Below are 20467 nucleotides of genomic sequence, written 5' to 3' on the forward strand. Positions count from 1 at the left end.
AAAAAAAACTTTTGATTAAAAATTGAAATTGAATCCCAGCTGCCCTCGTATTCCTGAGTAAGAAATATTTTCTACACGGTCTTTTGTTCCCATATAATAGCGGTTGGGTTCATTAAAAATATTGTTCAGTTCAATAAATAGGCGGACCTTCTTTGTAAGACTGTAAGAAGTGGAAAGGTCTACCGTAAAGTTTTTATCAAAATACTGATAATGATCTGCTCCCGCAGCAGCTCTGATTTCGCTTACATAATTTCCTTTATAATTTCCGGCTAGACGGATCATCAGTTTACTGGTTTCATAGAACAGGATGGTATTGAAAATATGCTTTGCCTGATTTGGAATGGTGGTAGACATCGTTCCGGTTTGCTTGCCGTTTTCGTACACCGGCATATTCATTTTGGAAGAGATGTAGGTGTAATTTCCTTCAAAACCGATGTTTTTCAAAAATCCGGGTAGGTTTTCAAAACGTTTGGATATTCCGAATTCAAAACCGAATAGTTTGGCTCCTTCCAGATTTTTAGGAGCCGTAAAAGTATAAGTTCTTCCTGCCAGGTCTACCACAGACTGGTCTTTGTAAATAAGATTGGTGATATCTTTATAGAATACTCCGGCTGTTATCAAATCCAGCTTTCCAAAGTAGTTTTCAAACATAAGATCAAAATTATTTGAAAATGTAGGATCCAGCTTCGTATTTCCCTGAGTGATGGTGTTGGTAATATCATTGACAATAGTTCCTGGATTCAGATCGTTGAAATCCGGTCTTGCAAAAGAGCGGGTGTAGGCCAGTCGCAAGATCCGGTCACTACTGATATTCCATTTCATATTGACCATAGGAAGCACTACATTATAGGTTTTATTGTCTTTAATGTCTTCCGTTTTATTGTCTTTATCAGATATTACTTTTTTGCCCCAGAAGGTAATGTCATTATATTCATTTCTGAAACCTCCCAATACCTGAAGCTGGTCTGAAATTTTCCAGGTTCCCATCAGATATGCCGCCCATACATTTTCAGTACCTCTGTAGGAACTGGTAATATTGGAGTTGCTGTCTTTACTGCTTACCTGCATAAGTCCTAAACTGTTTTGTGTACCTGGATTGTACATCTGGTCGATCTGTGCATTGGTAATCTGATCTATAATAACAGAATTATAAGGATTACCCAGTGGATTCATGAAACCTCCTTTGTACTGAAAGGCTTCACGCTCAAGCTGATTCAGAAAAGTTACCGGAGTTCCGGGAATCCCCAATGATGATTTTGGCATCCAAACCAGTATGGAACTGTTGACGATTTTATTCTTATTGTTGTACTTGGTTCCGAATTTGATTTCAAAATTATCAGCAACTTTATATTTGATGTCAATCTGTCCTCTTAGATCTGTCTCACTGTTGTGGTTCTTGCTCAGAATAATCTGATTCAGTCTAAGTTTGTCTGCTGTGATGACCTGCTGGTTATAAGGCAGAGTATATCTTCCGGTATCGCCAATACCGTCCGGACCATCCATCGCCATATACTTTCTTCCGTCAGCAGACAGATTCCCATAGGTCATGGGTTGTATGAAATTGATCATAGGGTAGCCCCTTTGGTCTTTTTCAAGATTATCAGGAGAGTTGAATTTAAATTCGGAACGTGCTTTGGATGCGGACCAATTTACCTCCATACGCTGTCCCACCTGATGATTACCGCCCAGCTGCATAGAATACAGATCCGTAAGATAATCCGCATGACGAGCCTGAAGAAGTACATTTTTACTGTCAAAATTAAAATAGGTTTCCCTTACGGACTGACCGTCTTTGTACTGACTGTATAACGCTTTTGCATATAACTTATTCCTGCTGTCTATCTCATAATCCAATCCTAAATTGAATCCCAAAGTTCTGCGGTTTGCAAGGTAATCACGAAGCTGAAGCTGATTGATGGAGTAAGAGGCTGTTTTATCTTTCAGCCCATAGTTGTAAATATTTCTCATCTGGTCAATAGCCGTAGAACGTTCCCAGATCACTGCTGAGGTAATGAATTTCAGCTTATCTGTAATTTTATTTCCGTAAACGACTGATGTATTGTAAGAAGGGGATTTGGACATGTTGACGTATCCAGAAGCCATACTTATTGCCAAAGTCTCTTTATTGGGGGAGGTTTTCGTAATAAAATCCACATTTCCGCCAATGGCATCTCCATCAAGATCCGGTGTCAGAGCTTTGGATAAACGTACATTCTGAATAAGTTCCGAAGGAAAGATATCCATCTGAACTCCACGATTGGCATTGTCACCGCTGGCACTAGGCATTCTGTTGCCATTCAGGGTAGAAGAGGTCCATTGTATAGGTGTTCCTCGTACCGCTACAAAACGTCCTTCACCCATATCTCTTTCAATAGAAACACCCTGCATACGCTGTACGGCATCTGCGGCATTACGATCCGGCAGTTTTCCGATGGCATCGGCAGAGAGTACTTCCGTAATCGTGTTGGAGTTTTTCTTCATCGTAATTGCCCTGGCCTGTGATGCTTTATACACACTGGTAACCACTACCTCCTGAAGGTTGTTTTCTTTAAACTTAGCTCCGAATTTAATTAAACCAAGATCTACTTCCTTTTTATCCGTAATGGTGAAAGGAATATAAACATTATCATATCCTTTATATTCTACAACAAGCTTATAACTGCCATCATAAACATTATTAAGAACAAAAGAACCGTCAGTATCAGAAGTTACCTTCTGTCCGCTGTCCTCAATATAAACAAGGGCATTGGGAAGGTTCCCCTGACTGTCTACTACAGTTCCGTGAACGGTGGTTTGAGCAAAGGCCAAAGGCCCAAGAAGAAAAAATGCTGCTTTTGTTAAAAAAAGTCTTTCTCGTGACATCCTTATAAAGTTTGGTGCAAAGATGTCAGCTCATTCAAAAGTTTTGGTTCATTTAAATTTTATGCAACTGCTTCTCTCGAGTTCGAGGCGAACTGTATTGTAAATCAATAAGTTACTAATGTTAAATAATTGTAACTAATGGACAAGCTGAGAAGGAAGACAATCAAATTCTTTTTTAAAATATTTATAAAAAGTAGATTTGGATTTAAAACCACATTGAAACGCAAGATCTGTAACACTTGCTGAAGGATCTTCTGATAAGATCTGTTTAAAATGCTGTATACGGCTTCTGTTAGTATATTCGTGGAAATTGGAATGAAGATGCTTATTAAAAGTGATGCTTAAATCCGCCTTGTTTATTTTCAGATGACTCGAGAGCTGGTCTAAAGTAAATTCCTCGTCAAGATAATCATGACTCTCCTGATAGAAAGAGGTAATGGCATTTTGCACAGCTTCAAAATCTATTTTTGAAAGATCTTTATACTGATAGGTTTCTTTGGGAATGGAAAATTGTGATGTATTCTGCTGTTCCTGCAGTTTGTGCTGGTACGTTAAAATATAAACATACAAAATCCATCCGAATTGAAAAAGAAACAGGAGGCTGTAGATCTTCTGATAGATCAGAGTATCCCAACCCAATTGATAGACCGTCCAGAAAATCAATACTCCGAGTAATACGTAACAAACCAGATATCGAAAATTACCGGCAACAGGATGGGTAATATTTTTGCGGTATCTTGTCAGTAAATAAATACATAAAACAAGGCAGGCAATCCAGTAATGGCTGTAGTAAACGAAGTAGGATTTATAAGATCTGATAGCCATATCTGCCCAGGAAAGATCAAGTATTTTTGCAGAAAGGGCAATGGCATGATGAATAACAACCAACGTTAGCGGAACAATCAGGTATTTAAGCTTATCTCTCCATTTTGCATGAATTAAATGAGTAGTGATATAAAGAAAAATGAGCCCTTTAAAAACACGGAGACTTCCCGGAATTTCATACAGAACAGATTCATAACCGAATTTTTGAATGATGAAATACTCATATCCCATATCCAGTGTGACCACTCCGATATACAATAGCAGCATATTCAATACAGATTCCCTGTTTTTGATGAGAGACATAAGCAGAGTAAGGGTGATAAGTGCCTGTAGTACAACTACCATAATGATATATAACATGATAACTGATATTTTGCCAAAATTATAGATAATATGGGCATGGTATCTTTAACAAATTATTAAATATCAATTTAGAAAAACAGACAATAATTAAGATATAAATTCTGAAAGGTATTTTTTTTCGGTTTTATATATTGAGCGGATATTGTTATTTTAGTTGGTAAGCATAATTCGGATGTTAAAAAGAAAATTATAATGGTGAGGAGATATTCTGTTCCTGATGATGGAATGGGCGTTTACAGAATGTTTGATGTTTATCTTTATAATCCTCAAAGCAAACGTTTTGAAAAGCTTAAAGAACCGGATTATTCCCGTTCCAGCTGTTCGTGTCTCTGTAATGTAACTGTAGAAAAAGATAAGAACTTTTAAAAACAGGATGCAGAGGTGGTGCAAGATGGCATTAGGATGTATACCGTTTCGGTAAAACGGAACATTAGAATGGATTGCCACGAAATTACAGACAGAAGAATAATCTTCTTTTAAATATGTGAAAATTCCTTTGAATTCAGTAAACTTAAGAAATTTATCAGCTATAACTCCTCATTTGCAGTGATAAACTCTCCGTTTTTTTACGGTATTTTTAATAATGTCTTTTGTGATTCAATTTTAGGTCTGATATTTGTACTGGGTAGCCAAACTAAATGGCCGATTTATTTATGAAAAACATATCTGTGAAAAAATCCTTTCTTTATGCTTGTTTATGCGCAGTTTTCCTTGTTTCCTGTAAAAAAGAAATAGATAAAATAAGCGATACTTTTAAAGATACCGTGTCTGCTTCGGAGAGCCCGGAGGTAGAAAAGGATTCTATAAAGAAAGATTCTGTTCCTGTGGTAAAAAAAGAATCTGTTCCTCCTGTAATGCAGGAAAATGGTTTTTATAATGCTTTTGTTCTTCCAAAGGATAAAAAGATGCGTGATTCTATCTATGCGGAATACAGTAAGAAATACAGTGTAGAAGAGCGTACTGCTATTTTAGCTTTAAACAGGCTGGACTCTAAAAGTAAATGGAATGCCGATACACTGGTAGTTCCGGCGAAAATAGATACAACTTTGATGTCTTATTCACCATTTCCAATGCAGCTAGACGTATTAAGCGGGGTGAAAAAGTTCGTTATCTTCTCCTATCCTATACAGGCTTTTGCGGTATATTCCAATGGAAGTCTTGTGAAATGGGGACCTACAAGTATGGGTAAAAAAGCCGCTCAGACAACAAGAGGACTTACTTTTGCCAACTGGAAAAAAGAGCTGGCCATTTCTACGGTGAGCAGTGAATGGAAACTTCCTTATAACTTCAATATTCACAATATTGGAGGAATCGGATGGCATGAATATACACTTCCGGGGTATCCAGCTTCACACTCTTGTCTACGATTGCTGAGAAAAGATGCGAAATGGCTGTATTCCTATGCAGATACCTGGATTCTGAATCCCGGTGGTGCTACTACCAAAGCTAAAGGTACAGCTGTAATGGTATTCGGAGATTATAAGTGGGGTGGTAGAAAACCATGGCGAAAGCTTCTGGATGATCCTAATGCCAATAATATATCTGTTGAGGAACTGACTAAGCTTCTTGAACCGGATGTTCCAAGAATGCTTAAAGAACAAAGCAACAGGGAAAAAGTGGTGGATTCTATCAAAGCGGCAAAAGCAGCTGCTACCCCTATTCAGAATGAAAAACCTGTAGAACCTCAATCTAATTAATTTTCTTTTCAAACTGCAGAGTAGATTCCTCAGCAAACCGTCTCAATTTAAGCATTTCTTCTTTCCCTTTATGTTGCCCAAATCTTGCAGCAATATAAGTAAGGAGAATAAAAAATAACATGATAAAAGAAGCGCTCAGTGCCCAAGGGTATTCAGCGCTTTTTATTTGCTTTTCTACGTAATACATTGTGAAGAAAGTCATCCAGAGAATAGAAAAAGAAAAATAAAGAAACATGAAAAATGTCCATACCGCAGAACTGGGGCCAAATACTCCACGTATTGCCGTATGTTCATCTTCCATTTCTACCCGTAAAGCAAGGCAGGGTTTCCAGTAGTTGTCATCTTTTGTTTTTATCCAAATGGTAGCAACTTCTTTATTGATATTGCCTGAAAACTCATCTTTATGCTCGTCCATATATTTTTTCAGATTGTCAGCGTACTCTTCTTTAGTGAGATGAGTAAACATTTTAAATCTTGGCCGGGTTCTTATTCTGTCTAAGGTGCTTTCTTCAGTATTCATATTTTTATTCTTGATAAGGAATGGGATCTTCCAGTGCGAAACTCAATGTCAGTTTTTGATTTTTCCTTTGAATTACCATGGTGATATTTCTTCCTTCATTAGATTTCATAAGCTCTACAATTTTTTCCAGAGTCATCTCTGAGGTTTGCTCTCCGTTTATACTTAGAATTCTGTCATCCTTTTGCAATCCTGCTTCATAAGCGGGAGAATCTTTTCTTACCCCTGCAATAGAAAATATAGGTTTTAAACTGAACTTATACTGGAAAGCGTCTTTATAAACCTCAGTTGCTACCATCATAGATTTTTGGGTCTCTATTTTTAACTTGTCTTCCTGCCATTCCAGGCCATCCTGTTTGAAATCCAGGCCGCTCATATTAAAATGAAAAGGATCATCAAAATATTTATTTTTTCTCAGATACAGTTTTTGGTTAGGATAATCAAAAATTACGGTAAACCTCCGCATAATTTCGCTTCCCACAGAACCTTTCCTGCTTTCTACCAATTTGACATGCTGGATAGAAAATTCATCCGGCATAGCAGTAAGAGGCTTTTCAAATTTAAAACTTCCAAGATAAAAATTATGAATCCGGCTTCTTTTACCATAGATATCTCCATTGAATCCGCGTCCAAGAAAATCATCAATATTCGGTCTGTTGTAAACGAAGTTTTTAATCAGGGTAGGGAAGAGCCAGATAGCATCACTGTTGCCAAGGTCGATCAGCAGTTTTGAATCTTTCTTTTCATTTGTCATTTCTACACCGGCATACAGATAAGGTTTATCCTTCTCAATAGTTATTGGGAATTCTTCAAACCTTCTGATTTTCTTTTTTAAAAGATCAGCGTTTTCATAAACAGTTATTTTCTTTGAAGCATAATCGATGTAAATAAGGTGATCTTTAAAAAAATGATATCCGATAACTCCATTTACAGGAATTCCTACGTGAGGTGAAATATTAAATTCTTCATCAATAATGATGTAAATAGCCATGGAAGTATTGACAATTTCATTTCCTATTTTACCTAAATTGCGTTCAGATTTTAAACCGTCAATACTTAAACTGCCTCCAAGACCGGAAAACTTTACTTTTTCAACATTGCTCAGTTTCAGTTCTTTATTTTCCAGACTGAAAAGAATAGTCTCCGAAACCCCCGTATCCAGCAAAAAGGTAAGCTCTGCACCATTAACATTGATAGGAATGAAGATAAGATTGTTGATAAACTGAAAAGGAATCACCGCTTTTTTCGTATTAATCAACTCAAAAGAGTTCTGGGCATTTACAAAAATGCTTAGAAATAATCCCAGTAAAAGCAATTTAAATTTCATTTACTGAATTTACTGAAATTATCTATATGATAATAAAAAAACATTCCAGAGACTGAAATGTTTATATAAACTACAATGAAGTAAGGTTTTTTGTTGAATTTATTTCAAATTGGGGTCTGGTTATTTGGAAAAGAATTCCATCAGATCCATATAATTCTTCTGATTGACACCGTGTCCGCTCATATATTCTCTGAACGTGAAATAACAGCTGAGATCATACAGAAGGTCAGCCGCTTTTCTTCCCCATTCAAGTGGAATCACAGCATCATCAGTACCATGTGAAATGAAGAAACGAAGTCCTTCCAGTTTCTTTTTATCTTTTACAATACCGTCCAGAATTTTATCTTCAGGATAACTGCTTAGACAGGCAACATAATTGAAAAGGTCAGGATGTTTTAAAGCCAAAGCATAGCACAAAATTCCTCCCTGGCTGAAACCGCACAGATGAGCTTTACTTTCTGTAAGTCCATAATGGTTGATGATTTTGAGCATACTTTCCAATACAGCATTTAAAGACTCCTTTGCCTGAGGGACATCAATAAAGTTTTCGGGATCGTTGAAATTAATATCATACCAGGAATATCCTTCAAATTGAGTATCGCGCGGAGCTCTGAAACTTACAATAATCCAGTCATTGGGAAGCGTTTCCCTAAAGCTGAAAAGATCCTGTTCGTTACTGCCATAGCCATGAAGCATAAAAAGAATAGGGGTATTGGAAGTAATATTTTCCGGCTCCCTTACTAGATAATCTAAATTCATACAGCAAAGATAATTAAATTACATTCAGAATCTTAACTTTTATTATTCATACAATGAACTTTGGCTGGGTGATGCTTTATGTGTAAGGATTGGTTCTTTGAAGTGTATTTTTGGACTTTAGAGGTGAGTTTTTCTTTTTGTTGATTTGATATTATTTGGAAATCTTTATTGGAAAATTTTCATAAAAATTATTTTTATATTAATAAAAAACTTATATTTGAAACATTAAAAAATCTATTTGGAGAAATGAAGCAATTTTACAATTCAAAAAGTTTACTTAGACTTTCTTTTTTATTCGTTTTATTATTTTCTGTAATTACCGTTGTTAATTCTTGTAAAAAAGATGACGATGAAGAATTTACGGATCATGTAGTTCAATTCGAAGTGAAAACTACTACAGGAGGAAACATTATAAGTGTTGTAACACAGGTGGGCACGGCTCAGAACACTATATACAATACTCCGCAGTCACCGGTAACTTCACCATGGACAAGTGGGGAATTCTTTGTGAACTCCAGCCAGGCACAGTTGAATCTTGATGCTAACGCGTCAATGCCGGATGATAATTCTGAATTAACGATCAATCTTTACATAGATGGAGAAGTTGCCAGAACTGTTAAGAAGAAAGGGAAAGGAGTATTAGTTGCATCTATAGATTACAGTTTCCTAGAACCATAAAATATTGCAATATATATACAAAAAACCGCTCTAAGAGCGGTTTTTTTGTTTTTCAATCAATTGTTGCTGTACCGCAAGATTGATAAGTTCTGTTGAATTCTTTGCATGAAATTTCTGAAGCAGATTCTTACGGTGGGTATCTACAGTAAGCGGGCTTAAGAAGAGCTCTTCAGCAATCACATGACTTGTTTTTCCCTGCGCTACCATCTGCAGGATCTGTTTTTCCCTTTTGGTAAGCCGTGGTGTAGGCAGATCATACTGAGAAGGGCGGCTGATGATCTGTTTTGTCTCATTGCAGAAAACAATATCTCCGGAAAGAGCACCTTTGATGCATATTACAAGTTCATCAATAGAAGTATTCTTGAGAAGATAACCGCTTGCCCCGTTTTGTATAGACTGCATAATGATGCTCCGTTCAGAGCGGTTACTGAACATAATTACTGAGGTATTCGGAGAGATTTTCTTTATTTCTCTGCAGAGTTCCGTTCCATTGGCATCAGGTAGAGTAATATCAAGGAGGATGATATCCACCATCTGCGACCGGATAAAACTGATCGTTTCTGTACCGGAAGTAAAACTTCCCGCTACGTTAAAAATAGGCTGACTGTGCAGCATCATTCTTAGACCTTCGATGACAATAGGATGATCATCTACGATGATGATATTTATTTTCTCATTCTCCATGGATGTTGAGTTCTATATTAATAGCTGTTCCCTGATCATCGGAATGTATTTCCATGTTCCCTTTCAGGTAGCTGACCCGGTTTTTCAGATTACGAAGCCCCATACTTTTGGTAGTGTTCTCTATATTTTGATCAAAACCTTTTCCATTGTCTTCAATCGTGATCAGAAAATTTTCACCCGATTGCGAGCATTGAAGCAAGATGCTGCTGGCTTCTGCATGTTTTATGGCATTGGCCAATAATTCCTGTACAATTCTGTAAATATTAAGCTGAATATTTAAAGGCAATGTGTTACTAATATCAATAGCCTGAAAATCAATTTCGAGGTTTTTTCTGCTGTAGAATTCACACAAATCATGTATGGCCGTTTCCAAACCAAAATTAAGCAATGATTCAGGCATTAAATTTCTTGCCACATGGCGGAGCTCACTTACCGAGTTGTCCAGCTGGCCTAAGATTTTATAAAATTCCTGATCCTTTTCAGGATGCAGATGATTGGAAGACCATGTAGAAAAATTGATTTTAACTCCCGCAAGCATTCCGCCCAGACCATCATGAAGATCCCTTGCAATACGTTCTCTTTCTCTTTCTTCACCATCAAGAATAGCTTTGGTAAGAGATAATTCTTCCTTTTGTTTAATGTCCTCTATTTTCTGCTCGTTTATTTTCTTATTTTTTCTGAAAATGATAAAAAGAAAGGCCAGAAGACATAATGCTAACAGTAAAATAAGACCCATTCCCCATAAATAAGAGTTCTTTTTGTTTACTTCCAGATCCTTTTGATTTTTTTCAGCATTTAAAGTTGCTATTTTTCTCTCTTTTTCAGCGGTATTGAATTTAGATTCGAGTTTGTTGATTTCAAGCTTTACATTCTCTGTGTTTAGACTGTCATTAAGTTTAGAATATTTCTGCTCCCATAGGAGAGCTTCTTTAGTATTTCCTGTTTCTTCATTAAGTAAAGAAAGCTGCTTATAAAAAGTCTTCCTGTTGTTAAGATCAATGGCTAAGGACTTTTCTGTTAAAACATCCTCCAGGGTAGTCTTGGCTTCCTGATATCTTTTAAGTTTCTTTAAAATATCATACTTGTTGAAATAAAACATCTGAGCCAGAAGATTCTGATTGAATTTTTTTGCATAAAAAATCCCTTTTTCTATAACTGGAAGTGCTTCTTCATTTTTTTGGCGGGTAATATAGAAAAGTGTTTTACTGTAATAATAAAATGCATTGGATGAAGATTCCGGATAAGGACGGATGAGTTTTTCTGCTTTATGTAAAAACTTTTCAGCTTCATCTCCTTTGGCCTGATAGCAGAAATTATTGGCAGAATTGAGGTAAGTGAAAAATAACTCAGCGGACTCCGGATATTGTTTTTCAAGGATTTTCAATGCTTTATTATTATAATCTTCTGCCTTTTTAAACTGGGCATTATAAGTAAGGATCACTGCAAGCTGAGTGTATAAGAAACCTAAATTTCTGCTGTTTTCATATTTTTTAACCAGCGGAATACTTTTTTCAAGAATAATCTTTACCAGCGGAATGTAACCCTCTTTGTCCTTTTGGGTAACTCCATAGCTGTACCAGGCCAGTGCCTGAAAAAAATCGGATTCTTCATTTTTAAATTTAGATAAAGATTTAATAGCCTGCTGATAAGAAATGCCCGCTTTCCTTTTGTTTCTGTCCAGGTTATATTGTCCTTCATAATAGTAATATTTTGCTGAAAAGAAAGGGTTTCTTTGGGCCTGAATCTTTCCATTTTCAAGATATTTTTTACTCAAAACAGAATCACTGTTTCTATAATAATTCGATAAAAGAAAAAATGCCGTTGCTTTTGAGGTATCGGGAAGTCTGCTTTTTGTAATATGTTGCAAGCTGTCTATATAAGATTTCTCATTAAGCGGAATGATTTGCTGTGATTGTAGCTTAAAAAATAAAAATAGGCTTAATAGGGCAAGTAATCTCTTCATTATGGATCAATTCTGTAAAATATTTCTTTAAATGCTCAATTTAATTAAAAATTTTATGATAAAAAATACCTGAATTTAGGTAGAAAAAATTACTGATTTTTCAGGATTGATAGACATGGGTGATGCTCATAGCTTTGCAAACATCAAACAAAGAATCATAGAATATTCAATATAGTAATTAAAATTTAAACAAAAAGATTATGAAAAAAATGAGAATGAACCAGCTGTTAAGAGGTGCATTTGTGGCAGTAATGGCAGTAATGCTTATTGGATTTACAGCTTCATGCAGTAACGATGATGATGACAACAATGTGAATGGAGCAGGAAAAAGTCATAAAGTGGTTTTTAAAGCAATTGCTTCTTCGGGAAGTAATATTGATGTGGCGGTTTACGGAATTGACGGTAACCCTACCACAGCATCAAGTCTTAGCGGAACAACCTGGAGCAGTCCGGAAGTAACCTCAGAGCCAGGAGCATACAATGCCAACGTTGCTGTAAATGCAATTGGACCCGATGCTTCTTCTACGCTGAAGGTTCAGATCTGGGTAGACGGAGAGCTAAAAAAAGAAGGAACTTCCAGCGGACAGTATTTATCAGCTTCTGCAAGCTATACATTTTAATATCAAATTTTAGGACATAAAACAGGCGCTGAGATGAATCTCAGCGCCTGTTTTTTTATGGTATTTAAGATTAGGCTACTTTTACAATAAAGTAGCTTTTCTTACCTTTTTGAAGCAATAGAAACTTACCATCAATAAGGTCTGTTTCATTGGCTGTAAAAGTATCATTTACCTTTTGTTTGTTGACAGAGATTGCATTTCCTTTGATCTCTCTTTGCGCTTCACTCTTAGATTTTAAGAAACCAGATTTTTCAGAAAGAAGATCTACAATATTCACCCCTAAAACATCAGCTTTTGCAATTTCTTTCTGAGGAACCCCATCAAAAACTTCAAGAAATATTTCCTCATCAAGGCTTACCAGATCTTCAGCAGTAGAACGTCCGAAAAGAATTTCGGAAGCTTTCAGTGCCTTTTCATATTCTTCTCTTCCATGTACCCAAACTGTTACCTCTTCAGCAAGTTTCTTTTGCAGTTTTCTTTCGTGTGCAGCTGTTTTATGCTCTTCAATCAAAGCGTCAATTTCTTCTTTTCCAAGGAAAGTGTAAAACCTGATGAATCTTTCAGCATCATCATCAGTAGCATTCAGCCAGAACTGGTAAAATTTGTAAGGAGATGTTTTCTTTTTATCAAGCCAATAGTTTTCTCCGCTTTCAGACTTCCCGAATTTAGAACCGTCAGCTTTTGTTATCAAAGGAACCGTTAATGCAAAGGCTTCACCCTGAGCTTTTCTACGGATCAATTCTGTTCCTGTAGTGATATTTCCCCACTGGTCAGAACCTCCCATCTGTAATTTTACATTGTTGTTTTGGTATAAGTGAAGGAAATCATATCCCTGAATTAACTGGTAGGTGAACTCTGTAAAACTCATTCCATCAACACCTGCATCTCCGGAAAGTCTTTTCTTTACTGAATCTTTCGCCATCATATAGTTGACTGTGATGTTTTTCCCTACATTTTTAGCAAAATCAAGGAAAGAAATATTTTTCATCCAGTCATAGTTATTCACCAATTCAGCTTTATTGGGCTCATTTCCATCAAAATTCAAGAATTTTGAAAGCTGATTCTTTAAACAGTCAACATAGTGTAAAAGAGTTTCTTCATCCAGAAGATTTCTTTCAGCCGATTTCCCGGAAGGGTCTCCAATCATTCCTGTAGCACCTCCTACCAAAGCAATCGGCTTGTGGCCATGCTGTTGGAAGTGAGCTAAAATTTTTATCTGGATAAGGCTTCCGATATGTAAAGAATCGGCAGTAGGATCAAAACCAATATATGCAGTAGTTACCTCTTTATTCAGTTGTTCATCGGTTCCTGGCATCATATCGGCAAACAGACCACGCCATTTCAGTTCTTCTATAAAGGAATTCATTGATTGTTAACTTTAAAATTTTAAGAAGCAAAGATAGTAAATTCAGAAGGAAGAGAAAAAGCAGAAACCGCAAATAAGCAAATTCGTGGAAACCTAAAAATGCTTTGATAATAACTTTGCAAGCAGAAGCAGGTTCATTGTTTTCCCTTTTGCAATTGTGCCCCAAATACTCTATATTTGTTATTAATGAATGACGAACAGCTATTCCTGCTCATACAGAAGGCCAAGGATAAAGATCAGAAGGCCCAGACTAAACTCATCAATGTTTTTTGGGTGGATGTTTTCTCTTTTGTAATGAAAAAGGTAAGAGATGAAAATGATGCCGATGAAATCACCGTAAATGTTTTTTCAAAAGTATTATCTAAACTCGATATGTTTGATCCTCATTTTCAGTTTAAAACCTGGATTCTTACCATTGCCCAGAATACTGTTATCGATTTCTGGAGAAAAAAGAACCGGGAAAACGAAGATGCTGTTGAAAATCTTGATGAAGTTAAAAATCAATATGCAAAGTCTCCGGAAGAACTTTTGATTTCGGAAGAAGAGCAGAAGAAAATTATCAAAACCATAGAATCTCTGGATGCCAACTATCAGGATATTATCAAGTTGAGGTTTTTTGAAGAAAAAAGCATTAAAGAAATTGCCGAAGAACTGGGAATTTCTGTCGCCAATACCAAAGTAAGGGTAATGCGTGCTAAAAAAGTCTTAGCAGAACTGTTAAAGAATAATGAGTTCGATGATAATTAAGCTCAATACATGTTATTCAATAGAAATGGGGAAGTCTCAAAACTGGCTTCAGCCAAAATTTAAAATCTTATTTTAAAAATAAACCTCTTCTTTTGTTTTCGGAAGAATAATTTTTCTTTGTTTTTCCTGATTTCTGTTTTGAAGATTGATCTTCAGTCCTTTATGAATATAGATTTCCTTTAAAGACTTACCATATTCAGCCGTATTCTCTACCTCTTTTGTATAGTGCAATTGCCCTGTTGAAAGGTTGAAATCTATATCTTTCCAATAATCTCCCGGCCTTCCGGAGGTGGTGGATGTACCTATTAATTCAAAATGTCCGTTCTGAAATCTATATTTGTCTGTGACATCCCACTTCCAGCTGCTTCCGCCATTTTGAGAAATGATCAGAATTCCTTTTTCTATTTTAGTTTCTCTATAAGGATCACCCATCATCCCTCCGCCGTTGCTTTCCATAACAGCGTTTCTTGATTTTTCAAGAATTGTCCATGCTCCGCCAGTTTTTTTCAAAATCTGAATTTCACGGATGTTTCCCATATCTGTTGTATCCTTTGTATTGTAAATAATTACTTTTTCAGGAATTTTATCACCATCAAGATCTCCATCTACCGTTTCAATGACTGTAGAACCTACTGGCTGAAATTGTTTTTGAGCAAGACAGAATGTTCCGGCTGCCATACATAAAAGAAAGACTATTTTTCTCATAAAGAATTTTGAAAACTTAAATGTACAATGAAATTTTGAATTATCAGTTTCATCAATATTTCCGGTTGATGGTTTCCATTAAAAATTCCTTAACTTTGAACTTCAATTTTAGAAATGGAAAATTCAGTTCAAGACACTACCGTTCAAAAACCAAAATGGATCCGCGTAAAACTTCCTACCGGAAAGAATTACAGAGAGCTGAGAACTTTGGTTGATAAATATAAATTAAATACAATCTGCCAAAGCGGAAGCTGCCCGAATATGGGAGAATGCTGGGGTGAAGGTACAGCTACTTTTATGATTTTAGGAAATATCTGTACAAGAAGCTGTGGATTCTGTGGCGTAAAAACAGGAAAACCCCTTGATGTAAATTGGGATGAACCTGAAAAAGTAGCAAGATCAATCAAATTAATGAAGATCAAACATGCCGTTCTTACTTCTGTAGACCGTGATGATCTGAAAGATATGGGATCTATTCTTTGGGGAGAAACAGTGAATGCTGTAAGAAGAATCTCTCCGGGAACTACGATGGAAACTCTTATCCCTGATTTTCAGGGTATCACAAAACATCTTGACAGGCTGGTAGAAGTAGCTCCGGAAGTGATTTCTCACAACATGGAAACTGTAAAACGTCTGACCAGAGAAGTGAGAATCCAGGCAAAATATGAAAGAAGCCTTGAGGTATTAAGATATTTGAAAGAAGCCGGGCAAAGAAGAACCAAAACAGGAGTAATGCTTGGATTAGGTGAAACTAAAGATGAGGTTTTCCAGACGATTGAGGATATCAGAAACGCGAATGTAGATGTTATTACTCTTGGACAATATCTGCAGCCAACTAAAAAACATCTTCCTGTAAAAAAATTCATCACTCCTGAAGAATTTGATGAGTTCGGAGATTTTGCAAGAAGCTTAGGTTTCAGACATGTTGAAAGTTCTCCTCTTGTAAGAAGCTCTTACCACGCAGAAAAACATATTCATTAATATACAGACCGTTCAGAAATGAACGGTTTTTGTTTTTAGAAGATTGAAGGTAGCAGGTTATAGGGATTAGGGAATGAAAGACTCCATTTGTAATAACGATTTCCGTCATTCCCCTCCTTCAGAGAGGTGGCGAAAATTCAAAGAATTTTTGATGGTGTGGCTTACAATGCAACACTCACATGTGTATCAATAGTAGAGGTTGTCTCAAAACTAAACGTCATTGACTACGTCGAATCTTTGATTTCTGACGAAGGAAGAATCTTATTTATTACAAGCCGTTTCCTTTGTGATCACTCCAATCCGCCCATTGATTTCAATCGGTTTAAAATGTTTCTTCTTAAATTCAGAAGGCGTTTCTCCCGTATGCTGTTTGAATAGTTTATTAAAATAAGAAAGACTTTCAAATCCTACCTGAAAACAAACTTCAGTCACAGAATAATCTTTCAACAGGAATATTTTAGCCTGATTGATCCTGTAATTGTTGACAAAATCTGTAAAAGTCATATTCGTCTGCTTTTTAAAATATCGACAGAAAGCAGGAGTACTCAAACTCACAACTTTGGCCACTTCATTTACATTGGGCTTCCTGTCGTAATTTTCGTGGATATAGTCGTAGATGGTTCCCATTCTGATTTTATCATTCAAAAACCATTTGATTCTGGTATCTTCTTTATTGAGTTCCTTCACTTCTGATGAATCTGCGAGAATTTGTAAAATTTCAATTAATCCAACTAATGATTCAAAGGAGCTTTTGTCTTTAATAATCTGTAGCTTTTCAACCACAATATTTTTAGTGTCCCCGGAAAATGATAATCCAAGATATGAACGTTCTAAAAGTGCTTTAATATTTTCAAACTCAGGAACAGGAAGAATAATATCCTGAAGGAAGCTTTCCCGCAATTGCAGCACCAGCTGTTTACATTCAGTCTGAATACCGTAATCGAAATTAAGATGGGGAACATTAGAGCCAATCAATAGAAGGTCACTGTCTGTAAAGCCTGAAATATTTTTTCCCACGTGTCGGATTCCGTTCACCGCTTCTACGTATACCAGCTCTATTTCCGGATGATAATGCCAGAAAAAACAGTTTTTCAGAGAAGGGGCAAATAGTTTGAATGATTTCCCTTTTTCAAATTCAATAATTTCCTTCTGGATTTTCATCTTGTTCTCATTTGATTGTTTCTGAATATAAAATTAAATAAAAAGGTTAATATGGAGCAAATTTTTATCATTCAAAGAGGTGTGAAATTCAAACTTTCTTTCGATTTTTGCACTTTCAAAATGAAGACGCGCAGATATTTTTAATTTGAAAGAAATTAATTCAGAAAAAAGATTTAGATACAATGAAGATTGATAAAAGAATAATACCACTGGCTATAGGTGGTTTGGGAATAGGAACTACGGAATTTACCGTAATGGGACTGTTGCCGGATATTGCAAAAACATTACAGATCACGATCCCGCAGGCCGGACATTTAATTTCTGCTTATGCTATGGGAGTAGTTATTGGAGCTCCGATTCTGATCGGGTATTCAGTAAAATTTCCTCCGAAGAAAGTTCTGATAGCTTTTATGATCCTTTTTACAATATTTAATGGACTTTCTGCTATCGCTCCCGATTATAACAGTATGCTGATTATCCGTTTTCTGTCTGGGCTTCCTCATGGAGCATTCTTCGGAGTAGGAACAGTAGTAGCTTCAAAAATGGCCGGTAAAGGAAAAGAAGCATTTTATATATCGATGATGTTTACGGGGCTCACGGTCGCCAACCTGGCTATGGTTCCCCTGGTCACCTACATTGGGCATACATTCCACTGGAGACTGTACTTTGCTATCGTAGCTGCCATTGGTCTTTTTGCCATATTATTTCTGAAACTGTGGCTTCCGGCGATGGAATCCAACCAAAATACACACTTCATGGAAGAGCTGAAGTTCCTTAAGAATAAGCAGTCGTGGCTGGTCCTTGCCATTACAGCGATAGGGTTTGGAGGTCTTTTTACATGGTTAAGCTATATTACACCGTTGATGACTGTTGTTGCCGGAATCAAAAGCAGTCAGATGGCTTATGTGATGGTTCTTGCCGGAGCCGGAATGGTAGTTGGAAATCTGGTGGGAGGTATTGTTTCAGATAAATTAGGACCTGAAAAAACCTGCGCTCTCCTCATTTTTCTGATGATGATCTCTCTGGGAGGAGTTTTCCTGCTTGCTGAACATCAGAATATTGCTCTTATACTGACCTTTATGTGTGGTGCTTTGTCTATGTCTATTGCATCACCTATCAATATTATGATGATGAAAGCCGCTCCAAAAAGCGAAATGATGGCTGCTGCTTTTATGCAGGCTGGTTTTAATATTGCCAATGCAATGGGAGCTTTCCTGGGTGGAATTCCTCTGGAATACGGTTACGCATTCAACTATCCATCGCTGGTAGGAGTAGGGATGACTTTTATAGGATTGGTGATAAGTATAAGGTATATGTATCTGTATGGCTCAGCAACTCAAAATGAAGAGGAAACTGTTACAGAATGTGTTTCGTGTGATAAATAAAAATGTAATGATATTATTGAATATAAAAAAAGCCTGTTTCCATAAGAAACAGGCTTTTTTGTATAAAATGAGTTTATGCCTCCACTTCATCTCCGTTTTTGCACCAGTAGAGGGCATTGTATAAATTTTCCTTGGGGAAAGATTTAAACTCTCCCGGCATCAGAACACTGAAAATACTGGTAAAATTACGTATACCTTCTTTGTCAGTAACAATGGCTGACCGATTCCAGTTGGTAAGATTTTTCAATCCTAACAGCAAATCTTCAAGCCATGCTCCCATGGTAAAATTATCCAGATCGGTATCCAAATACAATAAATAATTCAGTTCACCGAATTGCTCTACCTTCTCTTTTACACGCGGAATAACCAGTCTTTCAAAATCCTCTTTCGTTACTTCTCCCGTTGCATTGAATGCTGCAACATTTTCCGGGGCTTCTGGAATAATTGTTATCATAATAAATATTTTATGGTGGTTTGAGTTTAGAAGAACTACAATAATTAAACCATAATTTAATGAAAAATTGTTAAAAAAGGTATAAATATTGTTACTTTTAATATAAAATATTAATATGGATCTCAAATCAAATGAACCTTTCTGGCTTTTGAAAAATGGGTTAATAGCATCTTATCCGTCTTTAAAATCAAATGAAAAATGTGATGTTCTTGTTGTGGGAGGCGGTATTACCGGAAGCGTGATTGCCCATCAAATGATAGAAGACGGGTATGATACAATCCTTATTGATAAAAGAGAGCTTTGTAATGGAAGCACTTCTGCTACGACTTCAATGCTGCAGTACGAAATAGATGTTCCACTCTATGAATTAATAGAAAAAATAGGTGAGAAAGGCGCTGTCCTAAGTTATAAAGCCTGCAGTGATGCGATTGATTCAATAGAAAAACTTACAAAAATGATCAAGTCGAAAGCAGGCTTCAAACGAAAAAAATCATTGTATTTTGCTTCAAAAAAGAAAGATTCGGAATGGCTGAAGAAAGAATATAAAGCCAGAAAACAAAACGGATGTAAAGTACAGTGGCTGGAAGAAGAACATATTCTGGAAAAATTTGAATTTCAGAATACCTACGGTGGAATCTTATCAGAACAGGGAGCAAGTATTGACGCTTTTCAGTTCGCCCATGAGTTGTTTATGCATAATACGAAAAAAGGACTGAAGATATTTGATAAGACTGAAATGGTAAAAGTGGAGGAGCATAAAGGTTTTAATCTGGTTACCGTAAACAGCGGATATAAGATCAAAGCAAAAAAGATCATTTACTGCATTGGTTATGAAAGTAAAAATCTGCTGAAAGAAAACTTTGTTAATCTGAAAAGTACCTATGCGATCGTTTCTGAAATAGACAAAGACAAGTTTAAAAATATCAGCAGTACATTGGTCTGGAATACCGATGAGCCTTATCTCTATATGCGGACTACTGATGATGGAAGAATTCTTATCGGAGGAGGGGACGAGGATTTTTATGGGGCTGAAAAACGGGACGCGCTCCTTAATAAAAAAGAAAAAGAGATCCTTAAAAAGCTAAAGAAAATAAAACCTGATTATCATTTTTATACAGATTTCACATGGGCCGGAACTTTCGGTGAAACGAAGGATGGTTTACCTTATATCAGCGAACATGAAAAGTTTAAAAACTCTTATTTCGTATTAGGCTTCGGAGGAAATGGGATTACTTTTTCAGTAACAGGGATGGAGATGGCTTCTCTATTTATGAAGAACAAAAAACATCCACTGTCAAGGTATTTTAAATTTGGGAGATAAATTTATGTTTCATTTTAAGCCTCAGGTTCTACGGATATCCAGTACACAAAAG

The 20467-nt window shown here is 36.3% G+C and carries 19 protein-coding genes; 8 read left to right on the top strand and 11 right to left on the bottom strand.

Annotated elements, in window-relative coordinates; all coding sequences use genetic code 11:
• Positions 1 to 15: 15 nt before the first annotated feature.
• Entirely contained in the window at positions 16 to 2862 is a 2847-nt protein-coding gene (locus KIK00_RS21130) for a TonB-dependent receptor (protein ID WP_255814237.1), read from the bottom strand.
• Positions 2863 to 2997: 135 nt separating this feature from the next.
• The gene (locus tag KIK00_RS21135; RefSeq protein WP_255814238.1) at positions 2998 to 4047 is read right to left on the bottom strand and encodes a helix-turn-helix domain-containing protein; all 1050 of its coding nucleotides are present in this window, start codon (positions 4045 to 4047) and stop codon (positions 2998 to 3000) included.
• Between the two features lie 195 nt (positions 4048 to 4242).
• Between KIK00_RS21135 and KIK00_RS21140 the strand changes: the two genes are divergently transcribed.
• Together KIK00_RS21140 and KIK00_RS21145 are read left to right on the top strand one after the other, a co-directional pair.
• A complete protein-coding gene (locus KIK00_RS21140; RefSeq protein ID WP_255814240.1) occupies positions 4243 to 4416 on the top strand; it encodes a hypothetical protein in 174 nt (57 codons plus the stop codon).
• Positions 4417 to 4718: 302 nt separating this feature from the next.
• Entirely contained in the window at positions 4719 to 5747 is a 1029-nt protein-coding gene (locus KIK00_RS21145) for a L,D-transpeptidase (protein WP_255814241.1), read from the top strand.
• Here the strand turns inward: KIK00_RS21145 and KIK00_RS21150 are convergent.
• The 3 genes from KIK00_RS21150 to KIK00_RS21160 form a co-directional block, all read right to left on the bottom strand.
• A complete protein-coding gene (locus tag KIK00_RS21150; RefSeq protein WP_255814242.1) occupies positions 5740 to 6267 on the bottom strand; it encodes a hypothetical protein in 528 nt (175 codons plus the stop codon). The genes KIK00_RS21145 and KIK00_RS21150 overlap by 8 nt on opposite strands.
• A 4-nt stretch (positions 6268 to 6271) precedes the next feature.
• Positions 6272 to 7591, bottom strand: coding sequence for a PDZ domain-containing protein (locus tag KIK00_RS21155; RefSeq protein ID WP_255814243.1), 1320 nt, complete (start codon positions 7589 to 7591; stop codon positions 6272 to 6274).
• 120 nt (positions 7592 to 7711) lie between these two features.
• On the bottom strand, positions 7712 to 8350 hold the full coding sequence (locus KIK00_RS21160; RefSeq protein ID WP_255814244.1) for an alpha/beta hydrolase: 639 nt from the start codon (positions 8348 to 8350) through the stop codon (positions 7712 to 7714).
• Positions 8351 to 8596: 246 nt separating this feature from the next.
• Between KIK00_RS21160 and KIK00_RS21165 the strand changes: the two genes are divergently transcribed.
• Complete coding sequence (locus tag KIK00_RS21165; RefSeq protein ID WP_255814246.1) at positions 8597 to 9028, top strand: hypothetical protein; 432 nt, start codon at positions 8597 to 8599, stop codon at positions 9026 to 9028.
• Between the two features lie 30 nt (positions 9029 to 9058).
• Here the strand turns inward: KIK00_RS21165 and KIK00_RS21170 are convergent, their stop codons facing one another.
• A complete protein-coding gene (locus tag KIK00_RS21170; RefSeq protein ID WP_255814247.1) occupies positions 9059 to 9712 on the bottom strand; it encodes a response regulator transcription factor in 654 nt (217 codons plus the stop codon).
• Positions 9702 to 11675, bottom strand: a complete 1974-nt coding sequence (locus KIK00_RS21175) for an ATP-binding protein (RefSeq protein ID WP_255814248.1) — start codon at positions 11673 to 11675, stop codon at positions 9702 to 9704. The genes KIK00_RS21170 and KIK00_RS21175 overlap by 11 nt, the downstream gene beginning before the upstream one ends.
• Positions 11676 to 11875: 200 nt before the next feature.
• Here KIK00_RS21175 and KIK00_RS21180 point away from each other — a divergent pair, with 200 nt between their 5' ends.
• Entirely contained in the window at positions 11876 to 12295 is a 420-nt protein-coding gene (locus KIK00_RS21180) for a hypothetical protein (RefSeq protein WP_255814249.1), read from the top strand.
• A 70-nt stretch (positions 12296 to 12365) separates the two neighbouring features.
• Here KIK00_RS21180 and tyrS read toward each other — a convergent pair whose 3' ends face one another.
• Positions 12366 to 13661: a tyrosine--tRNA ligase gene (tyrS, locus tag KIK00_RS21185; RefSeq protein WP_255814250.1), complete on the bottom strand. Its 1296-nt coding sequence runs from the start codon at positions 13659 to 13661 to the stop codon at positions 12366 to 12368.
• 186 nt (positions 13662 to 13847) lie between these two features.
• Here tyrS and KIK00_RS21190 point away from each other — a divergent pair, with 186 nt between their 5' ends.
• Positions 13848 to 14408 (top strand): RNA polymerase sigma factor, encoded by a 561-nt coding sequence (locus KIK00_RS21190; protein WP_047420407.1) that lies wholly within the window; start codon positions 13848 to 13850, stop codon positions 14406 to 14408.
• Positions 14409 to 14480: 72 nt separating this feature from the next.
• On the opposite strand, the gene KIK00_RS21195 is transcribed toward KIK00_RS21190, so the two are convergent.
• A complete protein-coding gene (locus tag KIK00_RS21195; protein ID WP_255814251.1) occupies positions 14481 to 15113 on the bottom strand; it encodes a hypothetical protein in 633 nt (210 codons plus the stop codon).
• Between the two features lie 114 nt (positions 15114 to 15227).
• Here KIK00_RS21195 and lipA point away from each other — a divergent pair, with 114 nt between their 5' ends.
• Positions 15228 to 16094, top strand: coding sequence for a lipoyl synthase (gene lipA / locus KIK00_RS21200; RefSeq protein WP_002981042.1), 867 nt, complete (start codon positions 15228 to 15230; stop codon positions 16092 to 16094).
• A 261-nt stretch (positions 16095 to 16355) separates the two neighbouring features.
• Here lipA and KIK00_RS21205 read toward each other — a convergent pair whose 3' ends face one another.
• Positions 16356 to 17255, bottom strand: coding sequence for an AraC family transcriptional regulator (locus KIK00_RS21205; RefSeq protein ID WP_255814252.1), 900 nt, complete (start codon positions 17253 to 17255; stop codon positions 16356 to 16358).
• A gap of 182 nt (positions 17256 to 17437) precedes the next feature.
• Between KIK00_RS21205 and KIK00_RS21210 the strand changes: the two genes are divergently transcribed.
• The gene (locus KIK00_RS21210; protein ID WP_255814253.1) at positions 17438 to 18640 is read left to right on the top strand and encodes an MFS transporter; all 1203 of its coding nucleotides are present in this window, start codon (positions 17438 to 17440) and stop codon (positions 18638 to 18640) included.
• A gap of 73 nt (positions 18641 to 18713) precedes the next feature.
• Here KIK00_RS21210 and KIK00_RS21215 read toward each other — a convergent pair whose 3' ends face one another.
• Positions 18714 to 19094 carry an STAS/SEC14 domain-containing protein gene (locus tag KIK00_RS21215; protein WP_223600550.1) on the bottom strand — a complete coding sequence of 127 codons (381 nt, stop codon included), beginning with the start codon at positions 19092 to 19094 and terminating at the stop codon, positions 18714 to 18716.
• A 115-nt stretch (positions 19095 to 19209) separates the two neighbouring features.
• Between KIK00_RS21215 and KIK00_RS21220 the strand changes: the two genes are divergently transcribed.
• Positions 19210 to 20415, top strand: a complete 1206-nt coding sequence (locus KIK00_RS21220; RefSeq protein ID WP_255814254.1) for an FAD-binding oxidoreductase — start codon at positions 19210 to 19212, stop codon at positions 20413 to 20415.
• Positions 20416 to 20467: the final 52 nt, after the last annotated feature.

It is taken from the genome of Chryseobacterium sp. MA9 (assembly GCF_024399315.1).
Lineage (GTDB): Bacteria > Bacteroidota > Bacteroidia > Flavobacteriales > Weeksellaceae > Chryseobacterium.